Source organism: Afipia sp. GW821-FHT14H12, assembly GCF_058803465.1.
This window is the reverse complement of sequence record NZ_JBXAOZ010000002.1, coordinates 290,422-309,714: the sequence shown is the minus strand read 5'-3', so window position 1 is coordinate 309,714 and position 19,293 is coordinate 290,422. Positions and strand designations below refer to the sequence as shown.

The window sequence follows — 19,293 nt, the reverse complement described above, 5'->3', positions numbered from 1 at the left end:
GAGGTGCGAGTGCAAGCCGCCAGAAGGCGAAAAAGCCTAGCGCCGGGCCATGCCCGCATCAGGGATGATCGAGGGGGCATCCTCGATCTCCCGGAAGCGGTTCATGAGCTCCTGAAGATGGTGGGGCAACGCCGCGGTCGGCTTCATCTGCTCGCGCAACCGCTCACCGATGCCTTCGCAAACCGCGCGGCTGGTGCGGTGATCGATCTCGATGCCGCCATGCGGAGACGATTTTGCCGAAAGGTTTGCCATGACGCTCACCATCGCCACCATTTCATTCAAATTGATCGTATCTCACCAATGGTGAGAGCCAAGGAATGTTTCAGGCCTTCGAAAGTGATGGTGAGTAATCGGTAAATATTGAATCGATTTGTCGCGAAGCGAATCGGGAACCATCCCATCGCACGGGTCGTGCGCGCACAAAAAAGCCCGGCTAGAAGCCGGGCTTTTCTGAAAGAAGGGTCGTGTCTTAGTAGCAGCGGTTGATGAGCCGCCAGCGCGGACCCCACGGGGTCGGGACGAGGCGGCGAACGTAGCAGCCGCCATAGCCGCCGTAATAATAGGGGCCGCCATAGAAGCGGGGACCCCATCCACGATGGCCCCAGCCACCGCCGTGCCAATGGCCGCCACCGCCATGCCAGTGGCCACCGCCGCCGTGATGACCACCATGCCCGCCGCGCGCCGATGCCGTGGATGTCATGCCGGCGGTGCCGATAATGAGTGCGGAAGCGGCAACCAGTCCGAGGCCGAATTTGCGTAACATGATCATTTCTCCTTGCCATGGCGCGAACCGCGCACGTCGGTGAAGTTGACGCTCTCACGCGCGCCGTAACGCACCTTCAGGTCAGTGACGAAACCCTATGCTATCCAACGTGAATGGCGTGCGGATGGCCCCTTCAGATCGGGTTCATTTTGATGAAATCGACGTAATGTTACGCCCGGAATTCCGGGTGACGAAAAGGCTCTGGTCTCAAGATACCGGCGCTTGCCGCGCTGCGGGGGCACCGCTATAAGCCCCGCACAATTCCCATTTTCAATTCCATCAAGGATTAAGTCTCATGGCGACCGAGCGCACCTTTTCGATCATCAAGCCCGACGCGACCGAGCGCAACCTGACGGGCGCCGTCAACGCCATCATCGAAAAAGCCGGTCTGCGCATCGTTGCCCAGAAGCGCATCCTCATGACCCGCGCCCAGGCCGAGACGTTCTACGCGGTCCACAAGGCCCGTCCGTTTTTCGGCGAGCTGGTCGATTTCATGACCTCCGGTCCGGTCGTGGTGCAGGTCCTCGAAGGTGAGGGTGCCATCGCCAAGTATCGTGACGTCATGGGCGCGACCGACCCCTCGAAGGCCGCCGAAGGCACGATCCGCAAGGTGCACGCCAAGTCGATCGGCGAGAATTCGGTCCATGGTTCCGATGCGGCCGAAACCGCGGCCATTGAGATTGCACAGTTTTTCTCCGGCAATGAGATCGTCGGGTAAAAACGGGAACTGTCGCGCGTCACTTTGACGCGGCCCACTGGGCCCCTACGAAAATACTGGTATTGAATATGCCACCTGCGGCAAAATGGCCTGCGGCATAATAACCAGTGGGGGAGACACGGTGCACGACATACTCCAGACAATCGGCTCATTTTCCTTTGTCGATGCGTTTGCTCAAATGCGGACTGAGGTTGTCCAACCTCAGTTCTGGGTTGGCCTGAGCAAAATCATCTGGATCAACATCCTTCTGTCAGGCGACAACGCGCTCGTCATCGCGTTGGCCTGCCGTGGCCTGCCGCCGAAGGAACGCCGTCTCGGCATGGTGATCGGCGCGGGCATCGCGGTTGTCCTGCTGATCCTGTTCACCGGCATCGTCGCCCAGTTGATGACGCTTCCGTTCCTCAAGCTCGTCGGCGGACTGGCGCTGGTCGTGATTGCGGCCAAGCTTCTCGTTCCGGACGACGGCGAGGGCCATGTCGCGGAGGGCGCCAATCTCTGGCACGCCGTCCGCATCGTCGTCATCGCCGACATCATCATGAGTCTGGACAACGTGATCGCGGTGGCCGCCGCCGCGAACGGTCAGCTCACGTTGCTGATCGTCGGCCTTGCCGTCAGCATCCCGATGATCATCGCCGGCGCCGCGCTCATCATGGCGATTCTCGATCGCTTGCCGATTCTTGTCTGGCTCGGCGCGGTTCTGCTCGGCTGGATCGGTGGTGCGGTGATTGCAACGGATCCTGCAGTCGCGCCGCGCCTGCATGCGATGCTCAACGGTGACATCAGCATCAACGTCGATACGACGTCGCCGCTGTTTGGCTTCGTCGAACATCTGCGCCTGGATGGCGAGATCGACGAGCTCATTTTCGCGGCGCTCGGCGTGATTATCGTTCTCACGTTAGGAACGATCTGGCGCCGTCGCAAGCTCGAAGAGATGGCGGCTGCGTCGACGGAAGCAGAAGTCGCGACTGCGACAACTTGACCATCGCGTTGCTCTAAATCGCAGAGCGAAGCGCATCAACTGCGACATTCTGTTCAAATTAGTCAAAGCCGGGGCTGACTAGCCCCGGCTTTGCGACATATCGTCTCAAAAGTTTGCGACATATCGCCTCCCAGACAAGACTCATCATTTGCGGTACCGAGAGGTGGTACCCAGGTGGAGGCGAAGCTCAGAGACGATGTTGGATATTTTTGATACGGCGACGATCAGCACATTCTTCAGCAGTTTTTTAACAGAACTTGAGCAACCGCAGTTCTGGGTAGCGCTGACAAAAATTATCTGGATCAACATTCTGCTTTCCGGCGACAACGCGCTCGTTATTGCGCTGGCTTGCCGCGGCCTCGAACCGCGTCAGCGGATGTGGGGCATGATCCTCGGTGCTGGTGTCGCGGTAGGCCTCCGTATCATCTTCACCTTCATCGTCGCCTCTCTGTTGGCGCTGCCTTATCTCAAGCTGGTCGGCGGTATCGCGCTGCTCGTCATCGCGGCGAAGCTGCTGGTGCCCGAAAAGCATGAAGAAGATAATGTGCAGGCGGCACAGCATCTGTGGGCGGCCGTCAAGATCGTTGCCGTCGCCGACATCATCATGAGCCTCGACAACGTGATCGCCGTGGCCGCCGCTGCGAACGGCAGCGTGGTTCTTCTGGTGCTGGGTCTTTTGATCAGCATTCCGATGATTGTCGCGGGCGCCGCGTTGATCATGGCGTTGCTTGATCGCCTCCCTGCGCTGGTTTGGCTCGGCGCTGCGTTGCTGGGCTGGGTTGCTGGCGAGGTCATCGCAACGGATCCGGGCGTGCACCCGTATCTGCAGCGCGTTCTCGATGGTCAGATCGCTCTCAACATCGATCCGACATCGGCGGTGTTCAGTCTGCCGAGCCATATGCAGGTCGGCACCAACCTGGGCGAGCTCATCCTTGGTCTTCTCGGTGTCGCACTGGTTCTGGTCGTCGGCTCGATGTGGCGCAGGCGTGCGATGTCAGAGCACGCCGCCGTGCCGGTGGAGGCTACCACTTAAACTCGAGGCCCAGCGTGCCTTGGTGAGAGTGGAAGCCATCGCGGAATTTTCCGTCATAATTGGCATAAAGCCGCGCCGTCCTGTTCATGCTCCATGACAGGCCGGCGCCGGCGTCTGCGCCATACTGGCTTTCACGGATGCCTTGCATGAGGATGCTGCTGGAGCCAAGGCTGACGAGATACGGCGACATCGTCTGCGAGAAATTGTCGACGAATTTTCCATAGCCCGACACGTCGATGATCTGGCTGCCGACGATCCAGTAATGGCCGGCTTCAGCGCCGAGCAGGACTCGCGCGCGCTGCGCGTTCGATTCGGCGACATTGACGGGCTCGAACCCGCCGGTTTCGTTGAAAGCGTTGGTGTGAGCGACGACATATTCGATCGCGACCTTCGGTACGATACGGCTATGGCCAAGCGCCTGGTAATAACTCAGTTCACCAAGCGCGCCATCGACGGCGCCACGATAGTTTGAAAGCGCAAATCCGCTGACCGTCTGACGTTTCGCATCGACGGATGCAAATCCATGCACTGCCGCGAAGGCCACCGTCCATGGGCCACTGACATAGGAGCCGTTGACGCCGAGTTGGGTCAGGTCGAGTTTCGCCGACTGCAATGCGAGCGGCACGTCGATGTTGGTGTGGCTTTGATCGACCGCGATGCCGAGATTAAATCCGGGCGCCACAGTCATGCCGATGCCCGCGACGCCACCTCCGGTCGAGCGTTTGTCGCCGGGAAATCCCAATTGCGCGCCGGTGCGCGCGGATGTGCCGTAACCCTCAAACCAGCTTCGATAGACAGGCTCGGCGAAATCTGACGAGGCACCGCCGCCGGCACTGTTATCGCGCGCGGCGTATCCGCTCGCCGCCGCGCGCTCCAGCCGTTGCAAGAAATTGCTTCCCAGATCGAGCTGGGCTGCGCTTGCTGAATTGGTGCTGTAGAGGGGTGTCGGCGTGGGAAGGAACTGCGCGTAGGCAGCGGATGGCAGCGTTACGGCTGCACATGCGATCGTGGCGATGCGAGACAACGCGGCCACGGAACAGGTGCGTTTCGCTGCGGATTTCAATGGGCTCATGCGGCTGCCGGTACCGGAGACACGATATATAGCCGGAATGATCGCATGGAACCGCGCACAGCCTCAACGCGCCGCAGCCTTGGCCATGAGCTATTGAAGGGATTTGTGGTCAATGCGCCACAGTGTATGCCACACTAGGAAGCGGGTGAAATCAGCGTCTTTTCGGTGGCCGTCGTAACGGTGTTCTTGCAGATCCCGCCGTCGATGGAGATCTGTCCGCTTGCCACCATCCGCAACGCCTGCGGATAGATGCGATGCTCGATCTGGAGCACGCGCGCGCCAAGAGAATCCGGCGTGTCGTTGTCATGCACCGTGACAGCGCCTTGCACGATGATCGGCCCGGCATCGACATCGGGGATGACGAAATGCACGGTCGCGCCGTGGATTTTCACGCCGTCCGCGAGCGCGCGCTCATGGGTGTGCAGGCCGCGATAGGACGGCAGCAGAGCGGGGTGGATGTTGATCATCCGCCCGTCCCATTGCTGGACGAACCATGGCGTCAGCAAGCGCAGGAATCCGGCAAGGCAGACGAGATCGATGTTGCGCTTGAGCAGTTCGTCCTGCATCGCGCGCTCGAAGGCTTCGCGATCTTTTCCGAACGGTTTGCTCTCCACAGTCACCGCCTCGATGCCGGCCGCGCGTGCGCTCTCCAGCCCGCCTGCGCCTGCGATGTTCGACATCACGAGCACAATCTCTGCTGGAAAGTTTGGAGCCCGGGCCGCCTGGATCAGGGCCGCCATGTTGGAGCCCCGGCCGGAAATCAGAATGGCGACGCGGCGCTTGGTCATGGTGCGAGATCGAGATGGCCGTCATAGACGACGCGCTCGGAGCCGGTGGCTTCCGTCACCTCGCCGAGCAGGACGGCACGCTCGCCGTTATCCGAAAACACCTTCATGATATCGACGGCCTTGTCGCGTTGGACCACCGCGACCATGCCGATGCCGCAGTTGAAGGTCCGCAGCATCTCGAGTTCGGCGATGTTGCCTTCTTGGGCGAGCCATTTGAACACCGGCAGAACCGGTACGGCGGCAAGGTCGATGCGAACGCCGAGAGTCTTCGGCAGCACGCGCGGGATATTGTCGGTGAAACCGCCGCCGGTGATATGGGCCAGTGCCTTGATGCCGCCGGTCTCGCGGATCGCCTTCAGGCAGGACTTCACATAGAGCTTTGTCGGAGTGAGCAGGGCACCGCCGAGCTTCATCACCGGCGCGAACGGCGCGGGCGCGTCGAAGGCCAGGCCGGTGCGCTCGACCACCTTGCGTACCAGCGAGAAGCCGTTGGAATGCACGCCCGAGGAGGCCAGCCCGATCAGGGCGTCGCCTGGCCCGATGTCCTTGCGGGGCAGCAGCGTGCCGCGTTCGGCTGCGCCAACCGCGAAGCCCGCGAGGTCGTAATCGTCCTTCTGGTAGAGGCCGGGCATTTCGGCGGTCTCGCCGCCGATCAGCGCGCAGCCGGATTCCCGGCAGCCTTCGGCGATCCCGGCCACGATGGTCGCTGCGGAGTTCGGGTCGAGCTTGCCGCAGGCGAAATAATCCAGGAAGAACAAGGGCTCGGCACCCTGAACGACCAGATCGTTGACGGACATGGCCACCAGATCGATGCCGATTCCGTCGTGGATGCCGGTCTCGATCGCGATTTTCAGCTTGGTTCCGACGCCGTCCGTGGCGGCGACCAGCACCGGATCGCGAAAACCGGCCCCTTTGAGGTCGAACAGGCCGCCGAAGCCGCCGATCTCGGCATCCGCGCCGGAGCGGGCGGTCGCGCGAACCATCGGCTTGATGAGGTCGACCAGCCGGTTACCGGCATCGATATCAACGCCGGAAGACGAATAAGTGAGGCCGGATTGTTTGTCGCTCATGCCATTTTCCCGAAACTTGGGCGGTGGTTACGTCGGATTCCCAAGCCGTGCAATGGCTCGCCTCCGCAGCAAGGGTAGATTATTAGAAGGAACGGAGCCGGAGCGCATCACCGCTGCCCCGGCGCCGCGCAAATGAAGCCGCCAAACGGGATTTACGGGTTGAATATCCCCAATTTCATTACGCTCGGCCGCATCGTCCTCGTCCCGCTGGTGGTGTGGGCGATCGCTGCCTCGCAGATGACGGTCGCCTTCGTCCTGTTCGCTGTGGCGGGCCTGAGCGATGCCGTGGACGGGTTCCTGGCCAAACGCTTCAACATGACCACCGAGCTTGGCGCGCTGCTCGACCCGATCGCCGACAAGGCGCTTCTGGTCTCGATTTATGTCGCGCTGGGGATTACAGGAGCGATCCCGCGCTGGCTCGTCATTCTGGTGGTGTCGCGCGATTTCATGATCGTGGGTGCGATGATCGTTTCGTGGATACTGGACAATCCGATGCCGGTGAAACCGCTGATGGCCTCGAAGCTGAACACGGTGGCGCAGGTGGGCTTCGCGGCGCTGGTGCTGGCCGCACTCGGGTTCAAGTTCAACGCCTCGCCCTATGATGCGATCCTCATGGCGGCGGTGACCATCCTGACGCTGTGGTCGGTCGTCCTCTATTTCATTGCCTGGGTCCGCCATGTCGGCACCCCGGAGGCGATGTGAGCGCGCCGATGTCCCGCACGCCGCCCCGTCAGCTTGCGCTCGAATTGCCGCATGCGGAAAGCCTGTCGCGCGACGATTATCTGGAAGGGCCGAGCAACGCGCAGGCGCTGGGGCTGGTGGAACGCTGGCCGGACTGGTCGAACCGCGTGATGATGCTGGTCGGGCCGGAAGGGTGCGGCAAGAGCCATCTCGCGGCGATCTGGGCGGCGATCTCCGGCGCGCGCATCGTGGGGGCGCATGCGCTCACGTCCGCCGATGTTCCGGCCTCGCTCGCGACCGGCGCGCTGGTGGTGGAGCATCTGGAGCCGGGCCACTTCGACGAGCGCGCGATTTTCCACCTGCTCAATCTCGCGCGGGAAACCAATGCGTTCGTGCTGATGACGGCGCGGATGGCTCCGGCGTCGTTCGAGATCGAACTGCGCGATGCCGGATCGCGCCTGCGCGCCATTCCGGTCGTGACTGTGGAGCCGCCGGACGATCAATTGCTGCGCGCGCTGCTGGTGAAATTCTGTGCCGACCGGCAGATGGCGGTGGACGAGGGCGTGGTGGGCTATCTCGCGACCCATATCGAGCGGTCGTTCGCGGCCGCGCGTCAGGCGGTGGAATTGCTCGACGCGGAGGCACTGCGGCAACGCCGCCCGATCACCCGCGCGCTGGCGGCGACGCTGTTTCGGGGGCAAGGCACGCTGCCGCTTTAAGCCTCCGCTGAGGACTCCCTGATACCTGACATTTCAAGAGGATCAGCTTAGGCTTCGCCGCCGGGGCGCTTCCCGCTGCGTCTTATTGGCGGAGGAACGTTCCTGTCATCTATTCGTCATGTGCTTTGCCGATGATGGGCGAGAGTCGCTCTAAATCTTCATGGATTACGTCATGGATGCGGTGGAAGCTTCTGTAAATAAAAGTGAAAACGAAACGGAGGTTTCCCTGACCGGAATCGGCGAAAGCCCCGAACGCTTCATCAACCGGGAACTGTCCTGGCTTCACTTCAATCGCCGGGTGCTGGAAGAAGCGGTCAATACCGACCATCCCGTGCTGGAGCGGGTCCGGTTTCTGTCGATTTCGGCCAACAATCTGGACGAGTTTTTCATGGTCCGCGTTGCGGGCCTGAAGGCTCAGATCCGCGAGGGCGTGGCCGAGCGCAGCCCCGACGGCCTCACGCCCACGGAACAGCTGCACCTCATCAATCAGACCGTCTCGGAGCTGGCCAACGATCAGCAGGCGATCTGGCGCGAGCTGCATAAGGTGCTGGCGGATGCCGGGATCGTGCTGGTCGAAGGGCGCGACGTCACCAAGTCCGAGACCAAATGGCTTGAGGATCATTTCCTTCACAATATCTTCCCGTTGCTGACCCCGCTCGCGATCGATCCGGCCCATCCGTTCCCGTTCCTGTCGAGCCTCGGCTTCACCATCGCGCTGCATCTCGTCCGCAAGTCGGACGGCAAGGCGATGAATGCGCTGATCCGCCTGCCGGTGAAGATCGACCGCTTCATTCGCCTGCCGGCGGGGACCGATGGCAGCGTGCGGATGATCACGATCGAGCAGGTGACGAGCCTGTTCATCGGCCGGCTGTTTCCCGGCTACACGGTCAGCGGCCGCGGCGCGTTCCGCATCATCCGCGACTCCGAGCTGGAAATCGAGGAAGAGGCCGAAGATCTCGTCCGTCTGTTCGAGACGGCCTTGAAACGCCGCCGCCGCGGCTCGGTGATCCGCCTCGAGGTCGAGGCAGCGATGCCCGAGGATTTGCGCGCCTTCGTGCAGCGGGCGCTGTCCACGCCGGATGACGACGTACTGGTGGTGGACGGGCTGCTCGCGATGAACGAACTGTCGCAACTGACTCGCGTCGATCGTCCCGATCTCGAATTCACGCCTTATGTGCCGCGCCATCCCGAACGCGTCCGCGACCATGGCGGCGATATTTTCGCGGCGATCCGGCAGAAGGACCTTATCGTCCATCACCCTTACGAGTCGTTCGACATCGTCGTGCAGTTCCTGCAACAGGCGGCGCGCGATCCTGATGTCGTGGCGATCAAACAGACGCTGTATCGCACCTCGCGGGATTCCCCAATCGTGCGCACGCTGGCGGAAGCGGCGGAGGCGGGCAAGTCGGTCACGGCGCTGGTTGAGTTGAAGGCGCGTTTCGACGAGGAGGCCAACATCCGCTGGGCGCGCAATCTCGAGCGCGCGGGCGTGCAGGTCGTCTATGGTTTCCTCGAACTCAAGACCCACGCGAAACTGTCCTTCGTCGTGCGGCGCGAGGGGGGCGGGCTCACCACCTATGTCCACACCGGCACCGGCAACTATCATCCCGTGACGGCGCGCATCTACACCGACCTGTCGTATTTCACCTCCGATCCGGTGATCGCGCGCGACGCCGCGCGGGTCTTCAATTTCATCACCGGCTACGCGGAGCCCGTCGATATCGAGAAGATGGCGGTGTCGCCGCTGACGCTGCGCAAGCGCATTCTCGAACATATCGAGGCGGAGGCGAACTTCGCTCGCCACGGCAAGCCTGCCGCGATCTGGATGAAGATGAATGCGCTGGTCGATCCCGATATCATCGACGCGCTTTACGCGGCCTCGCAGGCAGGTGTCTCGATTGACCTCGTGGTGCGAGGCATTTGCTGCTTGCGGCCGGGCGTGCCGGGGCTATCGGAAAACATCCGCGTCAAGTCGATCATCGGCCGTTTCCTCGAGCATGGCCGCATCTATTGTTTCGGGATGGGACACGGACTGCCGAGCGTGAAGGCTGCTGTGTATATCGCATCCGCCGACATGATGCCGCGCAACCTCGACCGCCGCGTGGAGGTGTTGTGTCCGCTGCAGAATCCCACCGTCCATTCGCAGGTTCTCGACCAGATCATGGTGGCGAATCTGGAGGACAACGAACAGAGCTGGCAGTTATTGCCGGATGGATCGTCAACGCGTATGAAGGCCGGGAAGGGCGAGGAACCCTTCAACGTGCACAAATACTTCATGACGAATCCGAGTCTGTCCGGCCGTGGAAAATCGCTCAAAGAATCGTCGCCGCGCAGGCTCACGCGCCGCTCGAAACGCTGACCCGGCTTCTGTCGTGCGGTCGCGCGCGTTGCGGCCGCACCCCTCAGCTCGTCGCAAGCCAAAAGAGAAAACGGTCGGCGTCATCGACATCGGCTCGAACTCGGTGCGCCTTGTCGTCTACGAGGAATTGACGCGCAGCCTCGCGCCGATCTTCAACGAGAAGGTCCTGTGCGGACTGGGGCGCGCGGTGCAGACCACGGGGCTGCTAGGCGAGAGCGAGGTCGCGAAGGCGCTGACGGCGTTGCGGCGGTTTCATGCACTTTGCAAATTGATGAAGGTCGGGCAGCTTTATGCCATTGCCACCGCCGCTTGCCGCGATGCGACCAACGGCCCGGCATTCATCGCCAAGGCGGAGCGCATCTGCGGCGTCGATATCGAAGTCCTGTCCGGTGCGCGCGAAGCCAAATTGTCCGCGCTCGGCGTGGTGTCCGGCGTACACAGGCCGGACGGCATCGTCGGTGACCTCGGCGGCGGTTCGCTGGAATTGATCGATGTGCGTGGCCATCGCGTGCGCTCCGGCGTCACGCTGCCGCTTGGCGGGCTTGCGCTGCAGGATTCCTCGCAGAAATCGATCAAGAAGGCCGTGCGTATCGTGCGCACCAAACTTGCCGCGGTGCCGCAACTGCTGGAAGGCAGGGGGCGTACTTTCTATGCGGTGGGTGGCACATGGCGCGCGCTGGCGCGCATTCACATTCTCCAGAGCGGTTATCCGCTGCGGGTGATGCACGGCTACAGCCTTCCGGCCGCGAGCGCGCTCGATTTCGTCCGCCGCCTGCGCAAGCTGGTGCTGAACAACATGCTGGCCGATGTGGAAACAGTGACGGAAGCCCGCCGCCCGCTGCTGGCCTATGCCGCGCTGGTTCTCGAATACATCATCCTCACGGCAAAACCCGAGACGGTGATGTTCTCGAGCTTCGGCGTCCGCGAGGGCTTGCTGTACGAGATGCTGCCCGAGCCGGTACGCAGGGAGGACGGCCTGCTTTCGACCGCGCGCCATCTGAACGATCTGCGCTCGCGGGCGCCGGATCACGCCGATGATTTGATCGACTGGACCGACCGTTTCGTCAGGGTTGCGAAAATCAAGGAGACCGAGGAAGACCGGCGGTTGCGCCATGCTGCATGTTTGTTGTCCGATCTCGGCTGGCGCGCGCATCCCGATTATCGCGGCGACGAGACGCTGCATGTCATCGCCAACGGCAATTTCGGCGCGGCAACCCATGAAGAGCGTGTGTTCCTCGCGCTCGCGGTTTATTTCCGCTATGCGGGCATCGGCGAGAAGAACCAGCCGCGCACCGGGCTGAGCGTGCTGCTGTCACCCGCGATGTCGGAACGCGCACGGCTGGTCGGACAAATGTTGCGTGTCGGGCATCTGGTCTCTGCCGCGCATCCGGGTGTGTTGCCCGCGACGCATTTTAGGGCGCGGGGGCGGAAGCTCGTTCTGGCGTTTGATAGGCGAATCGGCGGTCTGGTGGGCGACCGCATCAGTAATCGCTTCAAGCAGCTCGCGCGGCTGGTGGGGCGTAGCGGCGTGGCCGAAGTGCACTAAACCGACCGGCAGATTTTGCCGGACCCGGCTGCTTTTGCAGTGGCGGGAGAGGGAGCCCTCTCAAACATCCCTGAATTTTACATCGCTGGCGTGGCACGACTCCTGCAATGCCCTTCCGAGAGGTAACAACAGCCTCCGGAGCCAGCCCATGACGACCATCGGAGCCTATTCGACATCGCTGCTCAATTCCGCTTCGCAAGGATACGCGACGACGACAGCGCAGCCGAGCCTCGCACAGGTGCTGGACGAGCAGGATTCCGATTCGTCATCTTCCTCATCGACCAATGTGACGCTCTCGGATGCGGCGAAAAGCTATCTCGCAAGCATGCAGGATGCGGCTGCGACCGGCGACAGCGCAGACGTATCGCTCGACACGCTCGCGGCGAATGCGCGCGAATGGTTCGATACGCAATACGATTCACTCGGTATTTCGTCGGCGATGCTCGATGGCAAGGTGGCCGTCGATTTCAGTTCGCAGAGCCGTGCCACGCTGTCGGCCGTGGCCTCCAATACCGATGGCCTTTTCACCTCAGACGAGAGTGCGGCCGCAACCAGCGAATTGCAGGCGCGTTTCAACAACGCGATGGCGTCGCATGTCGTCATCGCCCGTCACACGGGGGACTATGCGAGTCTCTATCAGGCGGCGTCCGACTATCTCGATCAGGCGAGCGACGGCGAGAAGGCAACGGCTACCTGGAAAGCGCAGAAGCTTGCTGTCACAACTGGCCTGTCTGCCGCCAAGAGCAATTTCGGGAAGGCACCGGACACGGGTGACGCCAACGATCCCGTCGCGGCGCTGCTCGATGCACCCGACAGCGGTATCACCACGCTCGGCTCCGATGCGACGACCTCGCAGGTTGCTGCCAATGCCCGCGCGATGCTCGACGATCAGGAAAACAAGGCCAAGGATAACGGAACCACGCTGTCGTTCTACTCGTCGCAGACCAGCGGGCAGAAGGTCGATTTTACGAATTTCGACAACCGAACGCTCGCAACGATCGTGCTCAATCCGGATTCGTCCTTCTCCAGCGACGAAATCTATGCTGCGAAGCAGGAACTCAATCAGCGAACGCGCACCACGATGTACAATACGCTGTTCCCGACCAGTAACGGCAGCACTGATTCAAGCTCGACCGGTGCGCTCGGCCTGATGCAAACCTACAACAATATGAGTGCGGAGGAGAAAACCGTTCTGGGCGTGACTGACACCACCACGAGTCGTGTGTTGGCAAGCTACAAGACCCAGCAGTCGGTGCAGAACACGCTGGCGTCGTATCTCTAAGACTGGGGCTATTTGCGCTCGGTGCCGATCACGCGGCCTTTTTCGATCGCCAGCGCAAGTTTGCCGTGCTTGAGCGCGAGCGCGGATTCGCCGAACAGCTCCCGTCGCCAGCCGTGCATGGCGGCAACGTCGGCCTCGTCGTCGGCGGCGATCTGTTCGAGATCGTCCACCGTGGCGATGATCTTGCTCGCGACCGCATGCTTCTCGGAGGTCATCCGCAGCAGCACTTTCAGAAGCTCGACGGTAGCCCCGGTGTTGCCGTTGCCGCGCGGCTTGTCGAGCTTGGGCAGCGTCGCGGGATCGCGATCGACCCCGCGTCTCACCGCCTCGACGATGTCCTGCCCCCAGCGCGAGCGATCGAAGCCTTTCGGCAGCGAGCGCAGGTGCGCGAGCTTCTCCAGCGTCGTCGGCGCATGGGTGGCGATGTCGCCGATGGCGTCGTCCTTCAACACGCGCGAGCGCGGCACGTCGCGGGTCTGCGCCTCGCGTTCGCGCCACGCCGCGACCTCGATCAGGACGGCGAGGTCGCGCGGCTTGCGCACGCGGGTCTTGAGGCGCTCCCAGGCGCGCTCCGGTGGTGCGTTATAGGTGGAGGGCGAGGTGAGGACGTCCATTTCCTCGCTCACCCAGTCGGCGCGCTTGCGTTTCTTGAGGTCGGCGTCGAGTGCCGTGAACACGTCGCGCAGATGGGTGACGTCGGCAAGCGCGTAGGCGCTCTGTTCCTTGGTCAGCGGGCGGCGTGACCAGTCGGTGAAGCGGTGGGTCTTGTCGAGCTTGTGCCCGGTGATGCGGCCGACAAGCTGATCGTAGGCGATGGAATCGCCATAGCCGAGCACCATGGCGGCGACCTGCGTATCGAACACCGGATGCGGGACGATCCCGGCCAGATGCCAGACGATCTCGATGTCCTGCCGCGCGGCATGGAAGACCTTCAGAACCTTCTCGTCGGCCATGAGATCGAAGAACGGCTTGAGGTCGATGCCTTCGGCAAGGGCATCCACGACCACTGCTTCGTCGGAGCTGGCGAGCTGCACCACGCAGAGCAGGGGATAGTAGGTCGTCTCGCGCAGAAACTCAGTGTCGACGGTGACGAACGGGTGCCGGGCGAGCCGCGCGCAGACGGCGGCCAGTTGCTCGGTGCTGTTAATCAATTCCATGGCTGCTGCATAAACGTTCCTCGGCCGGATGTCGCGTCCGTTTGGGCGGATGACCGATTTTTTGATCTGCTTTTTCAAGCAATCTGAAGGGGTAACGTCAACCGCCTATCCCCTCGCGGCGGATTTGGCGGGACGGTTTCCTATTTCCGGAATCTGGGGAAGCGGCTCGCCCGGAGCCCGGCGATCAGGCCGGAGGAAGTTGAGGCCGGGAGCTCGGCCAGCTTTTCAGGTGGTGATATTTTGTATTGTTTTTATTGGCCTTTTAGGTCGATTTGCCCCCGCTTTCGGCGATCCCTCGGTTGCCCGGTGAACCCGGCTCGGGTAAACCCCTGCCACGCGCGCCCGTCCGCGCTTTTCCGATTCTTTGTTCGACCCTTTTTCAGGATTCCCATGCATCGCTACCGGTCCCATACCTGCGGCGCGCTCCGCGAGAGCGACATCGACTCCAACGTTCGCCTGTCGGGCTGGTGCCACCGCATCCGCGATCACGGCGGTCTCCTGTTCATCGACCTGCGCGATCATTACGGCATGACGCAATGCGTCATCGATCCGGATTCCAAGGCGTTCAAGCTGGCGGAAAAGCTGCGCTCGGAGTGGGTGGTGAAGATCGACGGCAAGGTTCGCCGCCGCCCCGAGGGCACCGACAATCCCGATCTGCCGACCGGTGCCGTCGAGGTGTTCATCGCCGACATCGAAGTGCTGGGCGAGGCGGCCGAACTGCCGCTGCCGGTGTTCGGCGATCTGGAATACCCCGAAGAAGTCCGGTTGAAATACCGCTTCCTCGACCTGCGCCGCGAGAAGCTTCACCAGAACATCATGACCCGCGGGCAAATCATTGATTCCATGCGGGCGCGGATGAAGAAGGAAGGCTTCTTCGAATTCCAGACCCCGATCCTGACCGCGTCCTCGCCGGAAGGCGCACGTGACTTCCTGGTGCCGTCGCGCATCCATGCCGGCAAGTTCTACGCGCTGCCGCAGGCGCCGCAGCAGTACAAGCAACTCCTGATGATGTCGGGCTTCGACCGTTACTTCCAGATCGCGCCGTGCTTCCGCGACGAGGACCCGCGCGCCGACCGCCTGCCGGGCGAGTTCTATCAGCTCGACCTCGAGATGAGCTTTGTCACGCAAGACGATGTTTTTGCTGCGATGGAGCCGGTCATCACCGGCGTGTTCGAGGATTTCGCCAACGGCAAGCCGGTGACGAAGAACTGGCCGCGCATTCCGTTCGCCGAGAGCTTGCGCAAATACGGCACCGACAAGCCGGACCTGCGCAATCCGCTGATCATGCAGGACGTCTCCGAGCACTTTCGTGGTTCGGGTTTCAAGGTGTTCGCACGCATGTTGGAGCAGGCGGGCAACGAGGTCTGGGCTATTCCGGGGCCGGGCGGGGGGTCGCGCGCGTTCTGCGACCGCATGAATTCGTGGGCGCAGGGCGAGGGCCAGCCGGGCCTCGGCTACATTATGTGGCGTGAAGGTGGCGAGGGCGCAGGGCCGCTCGCCAATAACATCGGCCCCGAGCGTACCGCCGCGATCCGTACGCAACTCGGCCTCAAGGACGGCGATGCCGCGTTCTTCGTCGCGGGTGATCCGCAGAAGTTCTGGAAGTTCGCAGGTCTCGCCCGCACCAAACTCGGCGAGGAATTGAACCTGATCGACAAGGACCGGTTTGAGTTGGCCTGGATCGTCGACTTCCCGATGTACGAGTATAACGAGGAGGAGAAGAAGGTCGACTTCTCCCACAATCCGTTCTCGATGCCGCAGGGCGGTCTTGAAGCGTTGCAGACGCAGGACCCGCTCACCATCAAGGCGTTCCAGTACGACATCGCCTGCAACGGCTACGAGATCGCCTCGGGCGGTATCCGCAACCACAAGCCTGCCGCGATGGTGAAGGCGTTCGAGATCGCCGGTTACGGTGAGGAAACCGTGGTGGAGCGCTTCGGCGGTATGTACCGCGCCTTCCAGTATGGTGCTCCGCCGCATGGCGGCATGGCGGCGGGGGTAGACCGAATCGTTATGCTGTTATGCGGAACGAACAACTTGCGCGAAATCTCGCTTTTCCCGATGAACCAGCGTGCGGAAGATCTGCTGATGGGCGCGCCGTCGGACGTATCAACCAAGCAGTTGCGTGAACTGCACATCAGGCTCAACCTTCCACAAAACTGATCGAGGGAGCGCCGAGACCACATCGGCGGAAAGCATTGGCTTCAGAAATGGGAAATTCGTCGGACGAGTTACGTAACGCGGCGTTGTCCTACCATCGCCTGCCGCGTCCCGGTAAGTTCGAGATCCAGGCGACCAAGCCGCTCGGCAACCAGCGCGACCTGGCATTGGCCTACACGCCGGGCGTTGCGGCGGCTTGCGAAGTGATCGCCGCCGATCCCGCGCAGGCAGCCTCGCTGACGATCCGCTCCAACCTCGTCGCCGTCGTCACCAACGGCACCGCCGTTCTCGGCCTTGGCAATATCGGCCCGCTGGCGTCCAAGCCGGTGATGGAAGGCAAGGCGGTCCTGTTCAAGAAGTTCGCCGGCATCGATGTGTTCGACATCGAAATCGATGCGCACACCGTTTCTCATGTCGTGGATACCGTGGCCGCGCTGGAGCCGACCTTCGGCGGCATCAACCTCGAGGACATCAAGGCGCCCGAGTGCTTCGAGATCGAGGAGCAGCTCAAGGCAAAAATGAAAATCCCGGTGTTCCATGACGACCAGCATGGCACCGCGATCATCGTCTGCGCCGCGATCCGCAACGCGCTGGTGCTGAACGGCAAGAAGCTCGAAGACATCAAGATCGTGACGGCGGGAGCGGGTGCTGCGGCGCTCGCCTGTCTCAACCTTCTCGTGTCGATGGGCGCGAAGCGCGAGAACATCTGGGTCAACGACATCGACGGTCTCGTTTATGAGGGCCGCAATACGCTGATGGACAAATGGAAGTCCATCTACGCGCAGAAGACCGACAAGCGTACGCTGGCGGAATCCATCGTCGGCGCCGACGTGTTCCTCGGCCTGTCCGGTCCGAACGTGTTGACGCCCGAGATGCTCAAGACGATGGCGGACGGCCCGCTCATCATGGCGCTCGCCAACCCGACCCCGGAGATCATGCCGGACGTGGCGCGCGAGGCGCGCCCCGATGCGATGATCTGCACTGGCCGCTCCGACTTCCCGAACCAGGTCAACAACGTCCTGTGCTTCCCCTTCATCTTCCGCGGCGCGCTCGATGTCGGCGCGACGGCGATCAACGAGGAGATGAAGCGCGCGGCGGTCGATGCGCTGGCGCAGTTGGCACGTGATCCGCCGTCTGACGTGGTGACGCGCGGCTTCGATGGCGCGGAGTCGACCGGCTTCGGTCCGGGTTCGCTGATCCCCGGCGCGTTCGATCCCCGCATCATCCTGCGCGTTGCGCCGGCCGTCGCCAAGGCGGCAATGGAGTCCGGCGTGGCGACACGGCCGATCGCGGATTTCGATGCCTATGTCGAGCAGCTCGACCGTTTCGTTTTCCGCTCCGGTTTCATCATGAAGCCGCTGTTCGCGAAGGCCCGCAAGGAGCCGATGCGCGTGATCTACGCCGAGGGCGAGGACGAGCGCGTCCTGCGCGCGACGCAGGCCGTGGTGGAGGAGAAGATCGCGCGTCCGATTCTGGTCGGCCGCCCCAACGTGGTGACCACGCGGCTCAAGCGTGCGGGATTCTCGATCAAGCCGGGCGAGGATTTCGACCTCATCAATCCGGAAGACGATCCGCGTTATCGCTCTTACGTGCAGAGCTATGTCGATATCGCCGGCCGTCATGGCATCACGCCGGATGCGGCGCGCACGCTGGTGCGTACCAATTCGACCGTGATTGCGGCCCTTGCGGTCCAGCGCGGCGAGGCCGATGCGATGCTGTGCGGCGTCGATGGGCGTTACCTCAGCCATCTGCGCCGCGTTCGCGAGATCATCGGCATCCGGCCCGAACTGACCGATTATTCGGCGCTGGCGCTGCTGATTACCAACAAGGGCTCGTACTTCATCGCCGATACGCAGATCCGCCCGAACCCGACCGCGGAGGAACTGGCGGAAATCGCCGCGCTGGCGGCCGTGCATGTGCAGCGTTTCGGTATCAAGCCCCGCATCGCCTTCCTGTCGCATTCCGATTTCGGCAGCCATGACTCGGAGTCGGCGAGGAAGATGCGACGCGCCACCGAACTGCTGGCGCAGTCGCACCCCGAGATCGAGGCGGACGGTGAAATGCAGGGCGACACCGCCTTGTCGGAAGTGACACGCAAGCTGGTGCTTCCGCACTCGCGTGTCGAAGGCTCGGCAAACATCATGATCATGCCGAACCTGGATGCGGCGAACATCGCCTTCCAGATGATCAAGGTGCTGTCCGGGGCGCTTCCGGTCGGACCGATCCTGATCGGGCCGGCGAGGCCCGCGCATATCCTGACGCCGTCCGTGACCGCGCGCGGCATTCTCAACATGACGGCGGTGGCCGTTGTGGAAGCGCAGGAGCGGATGAAGCAGCCGAACCTGCTGTGAGCCTTGCCGGGCAGGGAGCGCCAAGGGATGGCGCTCCTTCCGGCATCCGCTATGCTGGTCTGGCTGACATGATGGGGGTGGCCTCAAACGGGCCGTCCTGTATGACGGCGTTGTGACTTCGTTTGTTGAACCGTTTCGCTCGGACAATGGGGATAAGTCATGCCGGCGCTTTACGTCATCGGGCGGATTCTGTTCGCGGCCCTGTTTCTGGTTTCGGGCATTAACAAATTTCTCGATCTTCAAAGCGCCGCGCAGGCCATCGGCGCTCACTTCGCCGTGCCCGCGCAATTGACGGAGTACACGTCGCAGATCGAGACCTTCACGGGGATGCCGATCACGCAGGTGATAGCCATTCTCGGCGGCGTGATCGAGATTCTGGGCGCGCTGGCGATAGCGACCAATCTGGGCGCACGCACCTTCGCGGTGCTGCTTGCGCTGCTCCTCGTGCTCACGGTTTTCTATTTCAACGATTTCTGGAACGCGGCCGCCACTGAGCGGACGGCGAGCCTGTTCGAGGCGTTGAAGAATCTGGCCTTGATCGGCGCGTTGTTGATGATTGCGGGCCGTCCGCGCGAGCTTGCCGCGTCGGGATCATCCTACACAGATATCTGAGGC

17 protein-coding genes are annotated in these 19,293 nt (G+C 62.3%); 11 read left to right on the top strand and 6 right to left on the bottom strand.

Annotated elements, in window-relative coordinates:
- Positions 1 to 36 precede the first annotated feature (36 nt).
- Together AC1RNA_RS13015 and AC1RNA_RS13010 are read right to left on the bottom strand one after the other, a co-directional pair.
- Entirely contained in the window at positions 37 to 252 is a 216-nt protein-coding gene (locus tag AC1RNA_RS13015; protein ID WP_245258158.1) for a hypothetical protein, read from the bottom strand.
- A 217-nt stretch (positions 253 to 469) separates the two neighbouring features.
- A complete protein-coding gene (locus tag AC1RNA_RS13010) occupies positions 470 to 763 on the bottom strand; it encodes a hypothetical protein (RefSeq protein WP_009339289.1) in 294 nt (97 codons plus the stop codon).
- A gap of 295 nt (positions 764 to 1,058) precedes the next feature.
- Between AC1RNA_RS13010 and ndk the strand changes: the two genes are divergently transcribed.
- The 3 genes from ndk to AC1RNA_RS12995 all read left to right on the top strand — a co-directional run bounded on the left by ndk (position 1,059) and on the right by AC1RNA_RS12995 (position 3,493).
- A complete protein-coding gene (gene ndk / locus AC1RNA_RS13005) occupies positions 1,059 to 1,481 on the top strand; it encodes a nucleoside-diphosphate kinase (protein ID WP_009339292.1) in 423 nt (140 codons plus the stop codon).
- A 121-nt stretch (positions 1,482 to 1,602) separates the two neighbouring features.
- A complete protein-coding gene (locus tag AC1RNA_RS13000) occupies positions 1,603 to 2,460 on the top strand; it encodes a TerC family protein (RefSeq protein ID WP_009339294.1) in 858 nt (285 codons plus the stop codon).
- A 196-nt stretch (positions 2,461 to 2,656) separates the two neighbouring features.
- A complete protein-coding gene (locus AC1RNA_RS12995) occupies positions 2,657 to 3,493 on the top strand; it encodes a YjbE family putative metal transport protein (protein WP_009339296.1) in 837 nt (278 codons plus the stop codon).
- Here AC1RNA_RS12995 and AC1RNA_RS12990 read toward each other — a convergent pair.
- From AC1RNA_RS12990 to purM, 3 genes are all read right to left on the bottom strand, one after another.
- Positions 3,483 to 4,565 (bottom strand): autotransporter outer membrane beta-barrel domain-containing protein, encoded by a 1,083-nt coding sequence (locus AC1RNA_RS12990; protein WP_492951377.1) that lies wholly within the window; start codon positions 4,563 to 4,565, stop codon positions 3,483 to 3,485. The two genes, AC1RNA_RS12995 and AC1RNA_RS12990, sit on opposite strands and share 11 nt — an antisense overlap.
- Before the next feature lie 134 nt (positions 4,566 to 4,699).
- Positions 4,700 to 5,353, bottom strand: a complete 654-nt coding sequence (gene purN, locus AC1RNA_RS12985; protein WP_048756212.1) for a phosphoribosylglycinamide formyltransferase — start codon at positions 5,351 to 5,353, stop codon at positions 4,700 to 4,702.
- The gene (gene purM, locus AC1RNA_RS12980; protein WP_009339299.1) at positions 5,350 to 6,423 is read right to left on the bottom strand and encodes a phosphoribosylformylglycinamidine cyclo-ligase; all 1,074 of its coding nucleotides are present in this window, start codon (positions 6,421 to 6,423) and stop codon (positions 5,350 to 5,352) included. The genes purN and purM overlap by 4 nt, the downstream gene beginning before the upstream one ends.
- Before the next feature lie 159 nt (positions 6,424 to 6,582).
- Here purM and AC1RNA_RS12975 point away from each other — a divergent pair, with 159 nt between their 5' ends.
- The 5 genes from AC1RNA_RS12975 (at position 6,583) to AC1RNA_RS12955 (ending at position 13,010) form a co-directional block, all read left to right on the top strand.
- A complete protein-coding gene (locus tag AC1RNA_RS12975) occupies positions 6,583 to 7,125 on the top strand; it encodes a CDP-alcohol phosphatidyltransferase family protein (protein WP_040298270.1) in 543 nt (180 codons plus the stop codon).
- 8 nt (positions 7,126 to 7,133) lie between these two features.
- A complete protein-coding gene (locus AC1RNA_RS12970) occupies positions 7,134 to 7,823 on the top strand; it encodes a P-loop NTPase family protein (RefSeq protein WP_492951552.1) in 690 nt (229 codons plus the stop codon).
- A 172-nt stretch (positions 7,824 to 7,995) separates the two neighbouring features.
- Complete coding sequence (locus tag AC1RNA_RS12965; protein WP_492951551.1) at positions 7,996 to 10,182, top strand: RNA degradosome polyphosphate kinase; 2,187 nt, start codon at positions 7,996 to 7,998, stop codon at positions 10,180 to 10,182.
- Between the two features lie 13 nt (positions 10,183 to 10,195).
- Positions 10,196 to 11,728 carry an exopolyphosphatase gene (ppx, locus tag AC1RNA_RS12960; RefSeq protein WP_492951376.1) on the top strand — a complete coding sequence of 511 codons (1,533 nt, stop codon included), beginning with the start codon at positions 10,196 to 10,198 and terminating at the stop codon, positions 11,726 to 11,728.
- 148 nt (positions 11,729 to 11,876) lie between these two features.
- Complete coding sequence (locus AC1RNA_RS12955) at positions 11,877 to 13,010, top strand: hypothetical protein (RefSeq protein WP_492951375.1); 1,134 nt, start codon at positions 11,877 to 11,879, stop codon at positions 13,008 to 13,010.
- A gap of 8 nt (positions 13,011 to 13,018) precedes the next feature.
- Here the strand turns inward: AC1RNA_RS12955 and rnd are convergent, their stop codons facing one another.
- Complete coding sequence (gene rnd, locus AC1RNA_RS12950; RefSeq protein ID WP_492951374.1) at positions 13,019 to 14,167, bottom strand: ribonuclease D; 1,149 nt, start codon at positions 14,165 to 14,167, stop codon at positions 13,019 to 13,021.
- Positions 14,168 to 14,557: 390 nt separating this feature from the next.
- Here rnd and aspS point away from each other — a divergent pair, with 390 nt between their 5' ends.
- From aspS to AC1RNA_RS12935, 3 genes are all read left to right on the top strand, one after another.
- Positions 14,558 to 16,330, top strand: coding sequence for an aspartate--tRNA ligase (aspS, locus tag AC1RNA_RS12945; RefSeq protein WP_492951373.1), 1,773 nt, complete (start codon positions 14,558 to 14,560; stop codon positions 16,328 to 16,330).
- Between the two features lie 47 nt (positions 16,331 to 16,377).
- A complete protein-coding gene (locus tag AC1RNA_RS12940; protein ID WP_009339307.1) occupies positions 16,378 to 18,678 on the top strand; it encodes an NADP-dependent malic enzyme in 2,301 nt (766 codons plus the stop codon).
- Positions 18,679 to 18,837: 159 nt separating this feature from the next.
- Positions 18,838 to 19,290 carry a DoxX family protein gene (locus tag AC1RNA_RS12935; RefSeq protein ID WP_492951372.1) on the top strand — a complete coding sequence of 151 codons (453 nt, stop codon included), beginning with the start codon at positions 18,838 to 18,840 and terminating at the stop codon, positions 19,288 to 19,290.
- Positions 19,291 to 19,293: the final 3 nt, after the last annotated feature.